Raw genomic sequence first — 13785 nt, 5'->3', positions numbered from 1 at the left:
CGCTAGTCTTGCCAGAAATAGCGTCCGAGGTCCGGTGGTTTGTCGAGCGTGTAGGGTGTCCAGCCCGTGTAGTCGCGCGGCGGCGCGATGATGCCGTCGCCCGGCCGCGAGCGCAGCAGCAGGCTCTGGCTCGTCAGCACCCAGTTCTCGACCAGCAGGCTGTGCGGGCGCGTGGCGAACGGCGTGTCCTCGAAGGCGACCGGTCCCTTGTTGGCAACCACGACCTGGCGCATGGCATCGAGATAGGACACCCATGTCCGCGTCAGGAAGATATCGGACGGCAGGCCGGCCAGCAGCATTGCGAAGGCGAAGGCGAGGAAGCGGCGTCCGGCCTGCGGCGTGCGCAGCGCGGCGAAGACCGGAACGCGCTCGCCGGCACGCGACCGATAGAGCACGACCAGGATGATCAGGGCGGCGACGATCAGCCCCGAGACCGTGCGCGCAACGTACTGCGACTTGGCGAGCGGGCGAACCAAGGTGTCGCCGAGCGCCAGCAGCGGCGACAGTGCCAGCAGCGCCAGCAGCAGGCCGCCCCAGCGATAGGGACGCACGGTGGCGAGCGCGGGCGGCCTCAGCAGCCCCCACACCACGACGATCAGCGCGGCGCCGAGCACCAGGTCGAACTGGATATTCTGCCAGAAATCCAGCGCCATATCCCAGGTCTCCTCGAGATGCTCCTCGGAATAGGGATTGACCACCGAGTCGAGCGCGACGACATGGGCGAAGCCGTAGCAGACGATCGATACCCCGTAGAGCAGTGCCGGCACGACGGGCCGGAAAGAGGCGAGCCACAGTTTCCAGATCGTCAGGCCCGCCAGGATCGGGCCGAGATAGAGCATCGTCTCGTAGGTGCGGATCGCGAGGAACGACGCCAGGGCGACGACGACGGCGTCGCGCAAGGTCAGGCCCTGCGCCGTGGCCAGCCACACCGCGATCATCAAGGTGAGGGCGTAGAGCGTGTTGTACTCGCCGACGATGAAGAACGACGTCGTCATGAAGACGATGGCGATGGTGGCGATCACGGTGGCGAGCAATACGGGATCGTCCTTCGCCCGCCACAAGGCCATCGTGTAGAAGATCGTCGGCAGGCCGAACAGGCCGAGCGACAGGAGCTGGCCCAGCAGGTGCAGGTCGGTGACGCCGAACTGCAGCGCGATCCAGATCGGGATCTGCCCCAGGAACATGGCGTAGACCCGGGGCGAATAGAAAAGGAAGAAGCCCTCGTGGATCGTGATGTGGACGAGGAAGTTCGCCCCGTCGACGAACAGCCCGCGTGCCGTCCACGCATGCCACAGCGCCAACACCCAGATCAGTCCGACGGTGGTTCGAAAGGCAGTCTTGGTCGAGATCATCCCTTGGGTGCGGCCTCTACAGGAGGGCCGAATGTGCCGCAAGCGGGGACAACTTGCAGCGGCAATCGAGCGCTGTTAGCAAGGGCGCGATGCTCTCGTGGGAAAAGATCGACGCCATCCCCGGCTGGTTCGGATTCCATTCCTATGCGCTGTGGCGCGGCCTGCTCGACCATCAGGCGACCGTCGGCGGCGACCTGTTCGAGATCGGCGTGTGGCGCGGCCGCTCGGCGGCGGTGCTGGCGACCTACTGCAAGCCGGGCGAGAAGCTCTATCTCTGCGATCTCGACCTCGACGAGGCGGCCGTGCGGCAGGCCATCGCCTCGGTCGGCGCCCCACCGCCGGCGATCGTGCCGCTCTCCGGCCCGTCGAGCGGCCTGCCCGGCAAGCTCGACCTGCGTGCCATGCACCAGACGGTGCGCTGGATGCACATCGACGGCGAGCACACCGGCACCGCGGTCTATGCCGAGCTCGAGCTCGCCCATCGCATCGTCAAGCGCGAGGGGCTGGTGGTGATCGACGACTTCTTCTCGCCGCGCTATCCCGCCAACACCACCGAGGCGGTGCGCTACATCGAGAAGAATCCGTTCCATTTCCGCCTGCTCGCCGTGGCCTTCAACAAGGCCTATTTCTGCCGGCCCGAGGCGCTGGCGGGCTACATGGACTTCGTGCAGGCCCGGCTCGGCGAGGCGCTGCTCGGCTACGACTGCAAGACCACGATCTTCAAGACCACCGGGCCGTGGGACACCGACGCGGTCGGCATCACCGGCTTCGTCGACGCCGCCGGCACGATCGCCGGGCCCGACACCAACCCGCACTACTGGAACATGCTGCGCGAGAAGAAGGTGGTCTCGCTCGGGTCGCGGCTGCGCAACGCCTGGCGCGAACTGACGCGCTGAGGACGCGTTCCCTCAAGGATCTCCCCATGTCAGGACAAAGCTGGACTCCGCGGGTATGTCGCTGGCCTGGAGGGAGATCACCAGTCCGCCCGAAAAGTCCAAGCGCGTCGGATAAATGAAGCCGGTACGCTGAACACCCCCCTCCACGGGAGTTTCAATGTGCCCCTTCACCTGCTTCGTCGGCTTGAACCCCAAGGCCCTGAAATCCACGATCATCGTAGCCTTCCTCGTGTAATACGGAAGGTGCGCGCCGATCTTGCCGCGCTCCGGCGACAGAACATTCAGGAGAGTGAGTTCTGCCTGTGCAACGAGCACGCGCCCGCCCGGCTTTTGCGGCTTGATCGCGAACTGGAGGAAGGTCGGATTGCCGGGAAACTGATTGGGAATGAGATTGTCGTAGGGCGGCACGGTCTCGAAACTGTCGATCCGGCCGCCGGTCTTGATGCGATCCACGAAGCGCGCCTCGCTAAAGGGAGGCGTACGAAACTCGCCGGTGATGAAATACCGGACGCGGCACTGTCCCGCCCGGCAAGGCGCCTCGTTGCCATGAAGCACGACATGCGTCGTATGGTCGATAATCGTCGGCTTTAAGACCGGCCCCCCCGGCGCAGCTTCCAAGAAAAGATACAGACCCAGGAAAACTACCAGTGCCCCGACCGCGGAGAGCACGATCTTTCCCGACGTTGTCGGTGGCTGAAGAGAGAAGGTCCCGAGCTGAATCGGCAGCCATGCAGCGACCAAAATTCCGACGCCCAACAGAAGAAGCGCCAGTCCCGTTTGCTCGGAGACGAATTTGAGAGCCGTATCCATGCTGCCTCCCCCCAGAAGCGGAGCATGGCCACGCTACCATAGAGTGCAGGAGAGTTCGCTAGCTTCCATGTCAGGTGGTTCGCGGCTAGGCCGCCTGGGCGAGCTTGAGCTGCTCGTCGAGATCGTCGGCGATGAAGTTGCGCACGACTTCGTCGAGGTCGCGATCGGTCTCGAAGCCGAGCCGGCGCGAGCGCGCCGAATCGATGCCCTGGGGCCAGCCGTCGCAGATCTTCTGGATCGCCGGGTCGTGAGTCCACGTCACCTTTCCGACCTTGCGGTTGCCGGCATGGCGGCCGACCGCCTGCTCGAGCTCCCGGGCGGTGACGTTGATGCCGTTCAGCAGCAGGGTGCGGCCCGGGCCGAAGGCGTCGGGCGGCAGGTCGTGCAGGCGCAGGAAGGCGTCGACCGTCTTGCGCGGGCTCAGCACCACCATGACCGTCTGCGGCGTCACCGGACAGACCACATCGACGCCGGTCATCGGCTCGCGCACGACGGAGCTCGCCCAAGTCGAGGCCGCCTTGTTGGGCAGGCCGGTGCGCACGCAGATGGTCGGCAGGCGGACCGCGGTGCCGCGCAGATAGCCCTTGCGGGTGTAGTCGCGCAGCAGGAACTCGCCGATCGCCTTCTGCGAGCCGTAGGAAGTCTGCGGCGTGAGCGGCGTGTCGTCGGTGACGGCAGGCGGCAGGTCGCCGCCATAGGCCGCGAGCGAACTGGTGAAGACGACGCGCGGGTCGGTGCCGAGCGCGCGGCAGGCCTCGAGCACGTTGCGCGTGCCGTCGAGGTTGACCCGGTAGCCGAGGTCGAAGTCGGCCTCGGCGCCGGCGCTGACCACGGCGGCGAAGTGGAACACCGTCGACGCGCCCTGCACGATCGACTGGACGGTGGCGAAATTGGCGATGTCGCCGGCCAGCGCCTTGACGCGCGGCTCGTCGAGCCCGGGACCGCTCGCCTTGGCGACGTCGAACAGCAGCAGCTCGCTCACCTTCTGCGGCGAGCCGTCGGGGCCGGCGAGGGCGCCCTGCTGCAGGATGCGGCGCGCCAGCTTCTTGCCGAGAAAGCCCGCACCGCCGGTGATCACCACTTTCATGTCGCTTCCATCCCTCGTTGCCGGTGCAGACAGTGCACAGACACACCGCCGCAGTCTATGGTGGCGGCAATGGCGGGACCAACCGATGTCTGGGAGTTCAAGGATGCCCTGATCATTCTGGGCACCGCCGCCGTGGTCGCCCCCGTGATGCCCCGCCTCAAGGTCAGCCCGGTGCTGGGCTACCTCGCGATGGGCGCCCTGCTCGGCCCGCACGGGCTCGGCCAGCTCGCCGAGTATTCCCGCTTCGTCGACTGGGTCACCGTGACCGGCGAGCGCCAGGTGAGCTTCATCGCCGATTTCGGCATCGTCTTCCTGCTGTTCTTCATCGGCCTCGAGCTGTCGTGGCGGCGCCTTCTGACGATGCGGCGCATGGTGTTCGGCCTCGGCGGCCTGCAGATCGGCCTGACGACGGGCGCCATCAGCCTGGTCGCGCTGTGGCTCGGCCTGCCGCCCCAGGCGGCCCTGGTGATCGGCGCCTGCCTGGCGCTGTCCTCGACGGCCATCGTCATGGAGCTGCTGTCCGGGCAGCGGCGCCTGCTCAGCACGACCGGTCGCACGAGCTTTGCCATCCTGCTGGCGCAGGACCTCGCGGTGGTGCCGCTGCTGCTGCTGGTCGGCGCGCTGGGGGCCCAGCAGGATGTCTCGGTGTGGCACGGCATCGGCCGCGCACTCGCCGAAGCGGTGCTGGCGGTCGCGATCATCGCCGTCGTCGGCCGCCTCCTCCTGCGGCCGCTGTTCCGGCTGGCCGCCGGCACCGACAACCCCGAGTTCTTCATGGCCGCTACCCTGCTGGTGGCCGTGGGCTCGGGCGTGATCGCCGCCTACGCCGGCCTGTCGATGGCGCTGGGCGCCTTCATCGCCGGGCTGCTGCTGGCCGAAACCGAGTACCGGCGCGCCGTCGAGGCGATGATCGACCCCTTCCGCGGCCTGCTGCTCGGCGTCTTCTTCTTCTCGGTCGGCATGCACATCGACCTGAACTTCATCTGGCAGCACCCCCTGATGGTCGCCGCCGGCGTCGCCGGCATGACGGCGCTGAAGTCGCTGCTGCTGGTGCCGATGTGCCGGCTGTGGGGCCTTTCCGTGCCGGCCAGCGTCGAGACCAGCCTGCTGCTGGCGCCGGGCGGCGAGTTCGCCTTCATCGGCATCGGCCTGGCCGTCGCCGTCGGCGTCGTCGCGCCCGACGTGGCCGGCGGCGTCCTCGCGATCGTCTCCGTCACCATGGCGCTGCTGCCGATCGTCGGCATCATCGGCGACCGGGCCGCCTCGCGCCTGCGCGAGAGCCTGCCCGGCGCGGCGCCGTCGACGGCCCTGCCACCGGAGGACCGGGTCAAGCGCGTCCTGGTGGTCGGGCACGGCCGGGTCGGCCAGCTGGTCTGCGATCTCCTCGATACGCACGAGCTGCCCTACATCGCCATCGACCGCGACGTGGTCACGGTGGCGCGCTGGCGCGGCCTCGACCGGCCGATCTACTACGGCGACGCCGCCAATCCCCTGTTCCTGCGCCGCTGCGGCCTCGACGAGGCGACGGGAGTCATCGTCACCCTGGACACCGCGGCGGTGGACGATGTCGTGCGCGCCATCCGCTCCAGGCGCCCCGACATCATGATCGTGGCGCGGGCGCACGACGCCCAGCACGCGCGCCACCTCTACACGCTCAATGTCACCGACACCGTGCCCGAGACGATCGAGGCGAGCCTCCAGCTCGCCGAGTCGGCGCTGGTCGGGCTCGGCGTGCCGATGGGCCTGGTGATCGCCTCGATCCACGACCGGCGCGAACAGATCCGCAACGAGCTGCAGGCGGCGGCGGGAGGCGAGACCTCGCTGACCGAGCGCATTCGTCGCGCGCGCCGCGACCGCCTGTCGGGTACATGATCGTGCCGTGAAGGTCATCAGCTGGAACCTGCTGCGCCTCGAGGGCGCCGCCGTCGCCGACGTCGCCGCGCTGCTCGAGCGCGAGCGGCCCGACGTGCTTCTCATGCAGGAGGTCACCCAGCACATGGACGCGCTGCCCGGCGTGGCGAGCGGCCACTACAACCGCATGCCGTGGCCCGGCCGCATCCACGGGCTGGCGGCGTGGAGCCGGCACAATTTCCCGACGCCGCGCATCCTGCCGCTGCCCGCCTCGCGCCTGCCCGGCCGCCTGCCGCGCCGGCGCGCCCAGCTCGTGCTGGTGAACGAGATCACCTTCGCCAATGTCCATCTCTCGCACGGCCAGCTGCTCAACCGTCGCCAGCTCGCACGCATCGCATCCGCCCTGCGCGGGCAGCCCTCGGCGATCGTCGGCGACTACAACGCCGTCGGCCCGGTCATCCTGCCCGGCTTCTCCGACGTCGGGCCGCGCGAGCCGACGCATTTCGGCGGCGACGTCGTGCCCTTCCGGCTCGACCGCTGCCTGGCGCACGGCCTCGCCTGCCGCTCGGCCACGACGCTCGATTTCGGGCCGAGCGACCACAAGCCGATCGTGCTCGAGCTGCAGGTCGCCGAAGCGGGCGCCGCGCACGGCCCGTGGACCACGGCGCGCCGCCGCATGGCCGAGTTCCGCGCCTCGCTGCGGGCTCAGAGATAGGGCTGGAGCAGGCGCGCGGCGCTGTTGCGCAGCTTGATCGGCAGCGGATCGGCGTCGAGCTCGTCCGCCGCCAGCCGCCGCCCGCCCTCGGTGAGATCGGCGATGCGGCGGGCGAAATCGGCGCCATGGACCTCGACGTTGAGCTCGAAGTTGAGCCGGAAGCTGCGCGTGTCCCAGTTGGCGCTGCCGATCAGCGACCAGGAATCGTCGATCGTCATCAGCTTGGAATGGTCGAACGGCGGCGGCAGCAGCCGGACCCGGCAGCCGGCCTCGAGCAGGTTGCGGATCGGCACGCGGCGCGCCCAGTCGAGAACGGCGTGATTGGATCGTTCGGGCAGCACGATGTCGACCGCAAGGCCGCGCATGGCGGCGAGGCCGAGCGCGGTGGTCAACACGTCGGGCGGCAGGAAATAGGGCGTCACCACGCGGATCGACTGACGCGCGCAGGAGATGGCGTGCAGGGTGACGAACTCGATCCGCTCCATGTCCTCGTCGGGTCCCGAGGTGACGACCCGGGCCGACAGCGTCCCCGTCGGCTCGATGGCGGAGAACCAGTCGTCCTCGCGCAGCGCCTCCTCGGTGGTGAACTGCCAGTCGTGGAGGAAGGCCTCGACCAGTTGCTCGACGACCGGACCCTCGAGCCTAAAATGGGTGTCGCGCACCGGGTGCGCCGGACGAGACGTCAGCAGGTTCTCGTCGCCGATGTTGATCCCGCCGGTGAAGCCGACGCAGCCGTCGACCACCAGCACCTTGCGATGGTTGCGCAGATTGAGGAAGGGCATCCGCCACGGGAAATAGGAGTGCAGGAAGCGCGCCACGGGCACGCCGGCGCGCCGCAGCTTCACGTAGGTTCCCGACCAGAAGTAGCCGCCGCCGACGCCGTCGATCATCACTCTGACTTCGACGCCGCGCTGACGGGCGCGCGCCAGCGCGTCGATGAACCGCGCGCCGGCCGAATCGTCGCGGAAGATGTAACTGCACAGGCCGATGCTCCTGCGCGCGCCGTCGATCGCCTCGAGCATGGCGGGGTAGGTCTCTTCCCCGCTGCGCAGCATCCGGATGTCGTTGCCCGGCTCGCACGACAGGCCGGTCAGCCGGCCGACCGCGAATTCGAGCGGCCTCAAGGGATCGACATCGGGCGCATAGGACCGCGAGTCGCCGGCGAACAGATGCGAGCGCCGGCGGCGCAACCGCAGGGCGCGCCGCTTGACCCGATTGACGCCCATGGTGACGTAGAGCAGCCCGCCGACGAACGGCGACAGCCAGGCGATGCCCATCCAGGACAGCGCCGACCCGACGTTGCGCTTGTAGAGCAGCACATGGATCGTCACCGCCGTGGCGATCGCGATGTGCAGGATCGTGGCCGAAAGGGCGGTGAAGCTGAAGGTGACGGTCACACCCCCAGCCTACACGAATTCGCCCCGTCGGCGGCGATCCGCGGGCGGCGCTCCGTCAGGCCGCCGCCTTGAGCGCCTTGCCGGCGATGTCGATGATCTCGTCGATCTGGCCCTTCTCGATGACCAGCGGCGGCGACATGGCGATGCAGTCGCCCGACTGGCGCACCATCAGGCCGAGCTCGAAGGCCTTCACGAACGTATCGTAGCCGCGCGCGCCGGGCGCATCCTTGCGGCCCTCGAAATCGATGCCGCAGGCGAGCCCGAGGTTGCGGATGTCGGTGACGCCGGGCAGCCCCTTGAGCGAATGCACGCCGTCTTCCCAGTAGCCGGAAAGATCGGCGGCGCGCTGGAACAGGCCCTCCTCCTTGTAGATGTCGAGCACGGCCGAGGCGGCGGCGCAGGCCAGCGGATGGGCCGAGTAGGTGTAGCCGTGGAACAGCTCGATCACGTTCTCCGGCCCGCCCATCAGCCCGTCATAGACGTGCTTGCGCACGAACACGCCGCCCATCGGCACGGTGGCGTTGCTGATGCCCTTGGCGACCGTCATCAGGTCGGGGATGACGCCGAAATATTCCGCGGCGAAGCCCGCGCCGAGGCGGCCGAAGCCGGTGATGACCTCGTCGAAGATCAGCAGGATGCCGTGCTTGTCGCAGATCTGGCGCAGCCGCTGCAGGTAGCCCTTGGGCGGCGGCAGGTAGCCGGTCGAGCCGGCGCAGGGCTCGACGATGACGGCGGCGATGGTCGAGGCGTCGTGCAGCGCCACGATGCGCTCCAGCTCGTCGGCGAGCTCGACGCCGCCGTGCTCGGGCAGGCCGCGCGAGAAGGCGTTCCTCGCCAGGTGCGTGTGCGGCATGTGGTCGACGCCCGGCAGCAGGGCGCCCCATTGCTTGCGGTTGTTGACCATGCCGCCCACCGAGATGCCGCCGAAGCCGACGCCGTGATAGCCGCGCTCGCGGCCGATCAGCCGGGTCCGCGTGCCCTGCCCGCGGGCGCGCTGCCAGGCGAGCGCGATCTTGAGCGCGCTGTCGACCGCCTCCGAGCCGGAGTTGCAGTAGAAGGCGTGGTTGAGGTCGCCCGGCAGCATGGCGGCATGGCGCGCGGCGAGCTCGAACGACTTCGGATGCCCCATCTGGAACGAGGGCGCGTAGTCCATCTCCTCGAGCTGGGCGGCGATCGCCGCCTTGATCTCCTCGCGGCCGTGGCCGGCATTGACGCACCACAGGCCGGCCGTGCCGTCGATCACCTTACGGCCTTCCGGCGTCCAGTAGTGAACGCCCTTGGCGCGGGCCAGCAGCCGCGGGTTCTTCTTGAACTGCCGGTTCGCCGTGAACGGCATGAAGAAGGCTTCGAGATTGTTGGCGGCGGGCGCGGTTTTCGGCGGAGTCATGGGCAGGACCCTCGAGGTGTGGCAACGATGATGCTCGAGGCCGAAGCTATCACTTGTTCACGTCGACAACCACGCGGCCACGTATCTCTCCCTTGAGGATTTTTGAGGCGAGGCTCACGACATCGCCTAGCCCCGCCTCGCTCACAGTGCGGTCGAGCCTGTCGAGCGGCAGGTCGGTGGCGAGGCGACGCCATGCCTCCTCGCGCGGCGCCCTGGGCAGCATCACCGAATCGATGCCGTACATCGTCACGCCGCGCAGGATGAAGGGCAGGATCGAGCCGGGGAACGCCGCGCCGCCCGCCAGACCGCACACCGCGGCCGCGCCGCCGTACTTCACCTGCAGGAGCGCCTTGGCCAGCATCACGCCCGAGACCGTGTCGACCACGCCGGCAAAACGCTCCGAGAGCAGCGGCCGGTCGGGAGCCTCGGTCAGTTCCTTGCGATCGATCACTGTCGCGGCGCCGAGCGCCTTCAGGTAGTCCGCCTCCTGTGCGCGCCCGGTCGCCGCCACGACCGTGTAGCCGAGCCTGGCGAGGATGGCGACGGCGACGCTGCCGACGCCGCCCGCCGCACCGGTCACCAGCACCTCGCCCGAGCCGGGCTTCACGCCATGCTTCTCGAGCGCCATCACGCAGAGCATGGAGGTGTAGCCCGCGGTGCCGATCGCCATGGCGTGCCTGGTCGAGAGCGCGGCCGGCAGCTTGACCAGCCACTCGCCCTTGACGCGCGCGCGGGTGGCGTAGCCGCCCCAATGGAGCTCGCCGACGCGCCAGCCGTTCAGCACGACCCTGTCACCCGGCTTGAAGCCCGGATTGTCGGACGCCTCGACTGTGCCGGCGAAGTCGATACCGCCGACATGCGGCCAGGTCTTCACCAGCCCGCCGCCCGACGTGAGCACCAGCCCGTCCTTGTAATTCAGGGTCGAGTACTCGACGGCAACCGTGACGTCGCCCGACGGCAGCCTGCCGTCGTCGAGCGCCTCGACGGCGCCGCTCACCTTGCGGTCGGCGCCCTGGGTGAGAACGAGCGCGCGGAATGACGTCATGGCTGGTTCCTCCGTTGCGGCCGGCGCGTTCTAGCCTGCCGCGAACGCGTCGTCCCAATCAATCCGCGAGGGCGACAGCTACTCCGCGATGCAATACGCGGCCGACCGGATGGCGGAGGAATGGGCCGGCCGATCGCGACAGGGTCCAGAAGATATTCGCCGACTTCGGCCGGACCACCGGACCGGACGGCCGGGCGCTGGACGAGGACGGCTATTGCTGCGTCGCCATCGACGAGAGCCTCATCATCGACATCGAGCACGACGAGCCCGGCCAGCGTCTCATGTTCCACAGCGTCGTCGGCCGGGTCCCGGCTGAACGGCTGGCCGGCCTGCTCGAGGCTAACGATCTCGACCGCAGCACCGGCGGTGCGATCCTCGGCTTGCAGCGGGGTAGCCGCAACGCCGTCCTGTCGCTCGAGTTGCCGGTCGGCGACGCCATACCGGCGGCCGGTTCCTCGGCCCGCCGGAGCGCTACAAATTCTCCGCCTGAAATGTGCGTTTACGCACGTACCGCGAGCAAAGGCCGGGCTCTACTCTCTCCCGAAACACGCGGCGGGGGAAACATGCTGGCCCAGATCGCGGCTTTCCTGCGGGATGCCATCGACGTCATCAGGCAATCGCTCACCTGGATCTTGCAAAATGGGCTCGTGGCCACACTCGCCATCGTGTGGTGGGGAACCGTCGCCATCGCCCGCGTGCTCTGGGCCTGCCGCGCGGCGGCCTTGTCGGTCCTGCTGGGCGGCGGATTGATCGTCGGTACCGACCAGGCCCGCGACATCGTCATCTCGGCCGGGCTGCCGAGCCTGCGCGCCTGGCGCGTGCCAGTCGCCGTGGCCGTTTGGGCCCTGCTCGCCTGGTATTGGGCGCGTCTGACGTTGAGCTACGATTTCATCACTGCCTGGATCCGGTTGGAGACGGGATGGCGGCGCGCCTGGTGCGCGTTCTGGCAGGCCCAGGTGCCGCGCCTGCTGGGCACCTTGGCGGTGTTGTCCGTTGCCGCCGCCAACTGGTCCGCCGCCGGCATCTACCGCGCCGCCGGCGACACCGACGGCGCACGCGAGTTCAACACCGCCGGCTGGGTCTACACCGGATGGGCCCTGCTCTTCTTCCTGTTCGTAGCGTCCCGCCGCCATGTCGTGCCGCGCCTCGTCGGCTTCGTCACCAAGTCCACGAGCGGAACGGCCAAGACCCTGACGCCGACCGCGGCACCCATGACCGGCTTGTTCGATTTCCACAGTCCGCTGGTCGCGACCTTCTTCGTCGTGACCTCCGTGCTGGCGCCGCTCGCGGCGCTCGGCGTCGCCGCCGACCCGGTCGCCATGAACGATGTTTTCGGCGGCGCCGTGCCGGGCGTCCTCGTCGGGCTCGCCCTGATCGTGCCGATCGCCAGCCTGCTGGTGATCCTGTCGGCCCGCTACGGCCTGCCGATCTTCGCCGCCGTGCTGCTCTGGATCGTCATGACGCCGGTCTGGTTCGGCGACATCCACGACGTGAGGCGCTGCAGCGACTGGGACAACTCCCCGAACAAGCCGAACAACTGCAACGCCGCGGCGATCGCGAAGCGTCCGTCGCTCAAGCAGGCCTTCCTCGCCTGGTGGGAGGCGAACGCCGCCAACGCACCGGACCTCGGCAACGGCATCAAGGCGCCGCCGATGGTGGTCGTGGCGACAGCCGGCGGCGCCAGCCGCGCCGCCTTCTGGACGGCGCAGGTCCTGTCGAGCATCGCCGAGCGCGAACCCGGCTTCGTCGACCGCGTTTTCATGATCAGCGGCGTGTCGGGCGGTTCGCTGGGAGCGGTCGCCTTCCGCTCGCTGGTCGAGGTCGACCGACTCGACCAGCACAAAGCGACGGGCAGGAAGGCGAGCTCGCCGACACTCGCGGACGCCGCGAAGCGAAGCGACAAGCTCATCACCGGCGACTTCCTCGGCCCGCCCCTGCTGGCCGGCCTCTATGTCGACCTGCCGGCCAGCGGCACGTCGTTCCTGTTGCCGCGGAGCATCCGGCCCGACGACCGGGCGGCGGCCTTGGAAAAGTCGTGGGAGGCGGCGTGGAAGAAGCAGGGCCTCGGCACGGGCAAGTTCGAATGGCGCGACGGCCTCAACAGCGTCTTCAACGGCGAGCGTGCCTGGCCCTACCTCGTGCTCAACGGCACCTCGGTCGAGAAGGGCAAGCGCATCGTGACCTCGACCATCGATTTCGGCACCGAGACCAACATGTCGGGCCCGATCAACCGCTACGACGCGTTCGACATCATGAAGTCCGACATCCCGATCAGCACCGCGGTCACGATGAGCGCGCGCTTCCCCGTGGTGTCGCCGACGGGAGCGATGCGCGGCCCCGACCCGGTCACGTCCGAGACCGCGAAGGTCTGGGGGCGCGTCACCGACGGCGGGCTTTTCGAGAATTTCGGCGCCCTGACGGCCGACGAGGTCATCCGTTACCTCGCCTTGCGCATCAAAGAGGTGCAGACCGGAATCCAGCAGATCGTGCCCATGGCGATCCTGATCAGCAGCGATCCCTCGCTCGATCCGTTGCACCTGCGCTTGCCGCCGAACAGCTCGCTCCCCGACTGCGCCGCGCTGGGCGACGTCCGGCTTCCCACGCTCGCGAAGCATCCGGGCAATGGCCGGCTCGAATGTCCGGTCTCGGCCAACAACCACGAGCGGCTGCTCACCGATCCGGCGATCGCCCTCTACGGCGGGCGTGTCGCGCGTGGCGAGGCAGCGGCGACGGCGCTCGCCGACCGCATCGTCGACACCAACATCCCGATCCGCGATCGTCTGGTGAGGAAGACAGGCAAGTCCGTCGACGACGTGCAGGCGAGGGTCGGGCTGGACGATCACTCGGATTTCTTCCATTTCCGCCAGTGCCGGGTGTCCGGCGAGAAAACGCCGACCATGAGCTGGCACGATTCCAACGGGGCCTTCCAGGCGATGCGGACCATGCTGGGGATCGGCGACAACGCCGTCGATCACTGCGGCAACTTCGCGGAGTTCTTCCGCCTGTGCCTGCGGCTCGAGCGCGTGTCGGGGCGGGCCGACGACGACATGGCCGCCACCCGGGCGTGCCGGGGCCGCTGGGGCAAGGAGCCGGTCGGCTGGAACTGCTGCGACCCCGAGCCCGGTTCGCGGATCAAGCGGCCCTACTGCGGCATCAACGCCATCGAATACGTCACCAGGCGGCACACCGCCAACCGGTGCAAACCGACCTGAGGCGGCCTATGCTTCCCTCCGGGAGGAAGCGCT

At 68.6% G+C, this 13785-nt stretch carries 10 protein-coding genes; 4 read left to right on the top strand and 6 right to left on the bottom strand.

Annotated features, from left to right (window positions below; all coding sequences use genetic code 11):
* Positions 1–2 precede the first annotated feature (2 nt).
* Positions 3–1352, bottom strand: coding sequence for a hypothetical protein (locus tag KIT25_07005; protein ID UYN96672.1), 1350 nt, complete (start codon positions 1350–1352; stop codon positions 3–5).
* Between the two features lie 89 nt (positions 1353–1441).
* Between KIT25_07005 and KIT25_07000 the strand changes: the two genes are divergently transcribed.
* Entirely contained in the window at positions 1442–2248 is an 807-nt protein-coding gene (locus KIT25_07000) for a class I SAM-dependent methyltransferase (protein ID UYN96671.1), read from the top strand.
* Positions 2249–2260: 12 nt separating this feature from the next.
* Here the strand turns inward: KIT25_07000 and KIT25_06995 are convergent, their stop codons facing one another.
* Both KIT25_06995 and KIT25_06990 read right to left on the bottom strand, forming a co-directional pair.
* Positions 2261–3058: a hypothetical protein gene (locus KIT25_06995; protein ID UYN96670.1), complete on the bottom strand. Its 798-nt coding sequence runs from the start codon at positions 3056–3058 to the stop codon at positions 2261–2263.
* A gap of 85 nt (positions 3059–3143) precedes the next feature.
* Positions 3144–4145 (bottom strand): SDR family oxidoreductase, encoded by a 1002-nt coding sequence (locus tag KIT25_06990; GenBank protein UYN96669.1) that lies wholly within the window; start codon positions 4143–4145, stop codon positions 3144–3146.
* Positions 4146–4214: 69 nt separating this feature from the next.
* Here KIT25_06990 and KIT25_06985 point away from each other — a divergent pair, with 69 nt between their 5' ends.
* Positions 4215–6017, top strand: coding sequence for a cation:proton antiporter (locus tag KIT25_06985; protein UYN96668.1), 1803 nt, complete (start codon positions 4215–4217; stop codon positions 6015–6017).
* Between the two features lie 7 nt (positions 6018–6024).
* Positions 6025–6711 (top strand): endonuclease/exonuclease/phosphatase family protein, encoded by a 687-nt coding sequence (locus tag KIT25_06980; GenBank protein UYN96667.1) that lies wholly within the window; start codon positions 6025–6027, stop codon positions 6709–6711.
* Here KIT25_06980 and KIT25_06975 read toward each other — a convergent pair.
* Genes KIT25_06975 through KIT25_06965 form a run of 3 tightly spaced genes read right to left on the bottom strand, consistent with a single transcriptional unit; the run spans position 6702 to position 10540 of the window.
* A complete protein-coding gene (locus KIT25_06975; protein UYN96666.1) occupies positions 6702–8108 on the bottom strand; it encodes a PLDc N-terminal domain-containing protein in 1407 nt (468 codons plus the stop codon). The two genes, KIT25_06980 and KIT25_06975, sit on opposite strands and share 10 nt — an antisense overlap.
* A 55-nt stretch (positions 8109–8163) precedes the next feature.
* Positions 8164–9495, bottom strand: coding sequence for an aspartate aminotransferase family protein (locus KIT25_06970; GenBank protein ID UYN96665.1), 1332 nt, complete (start codon positions 9493–9495; stop codon positions 8164–8166).
* 49 nt (positions 9496–9544) lie between these two features.
* Entirely contained in the window at positions 9545–10540 is a 996-nt protein-coding gene (locus KIT25_06965; GenBank protein ID UYN96664.1) for an oxidoreductase, read from the bottom strand.
* On the opposite strand from KIT25_06965, the gene KIT25_06960 reads away from it, so the two are divergent.
* Positions 10531–13752, top strand: a complete 3222-nt coding sequence (locus KIT25_06960; protein ID UYN96663.1) for a CesT family type III secretion system chaperone — start codon at positions 10531–10533, stop codon at positions 13750–13752. The genes KIT25_06965 and KIT25_06960 overlap by 10 nt on opposite strands.
* Positions 13753–13785 lie beyond the last annotated feature (33 nt).

Source organism: Enhydrobacter sp. (genome assembly GCA_025808875.1).
Lineage (GTDB): Bacteria > Pseudomonadota > Alphaproteobacteria > Reyranellales > Reyranellaceae > Reyranella.
This window is presented reverse-complemented; position numbering and strand designations above follow the sequence as displayed.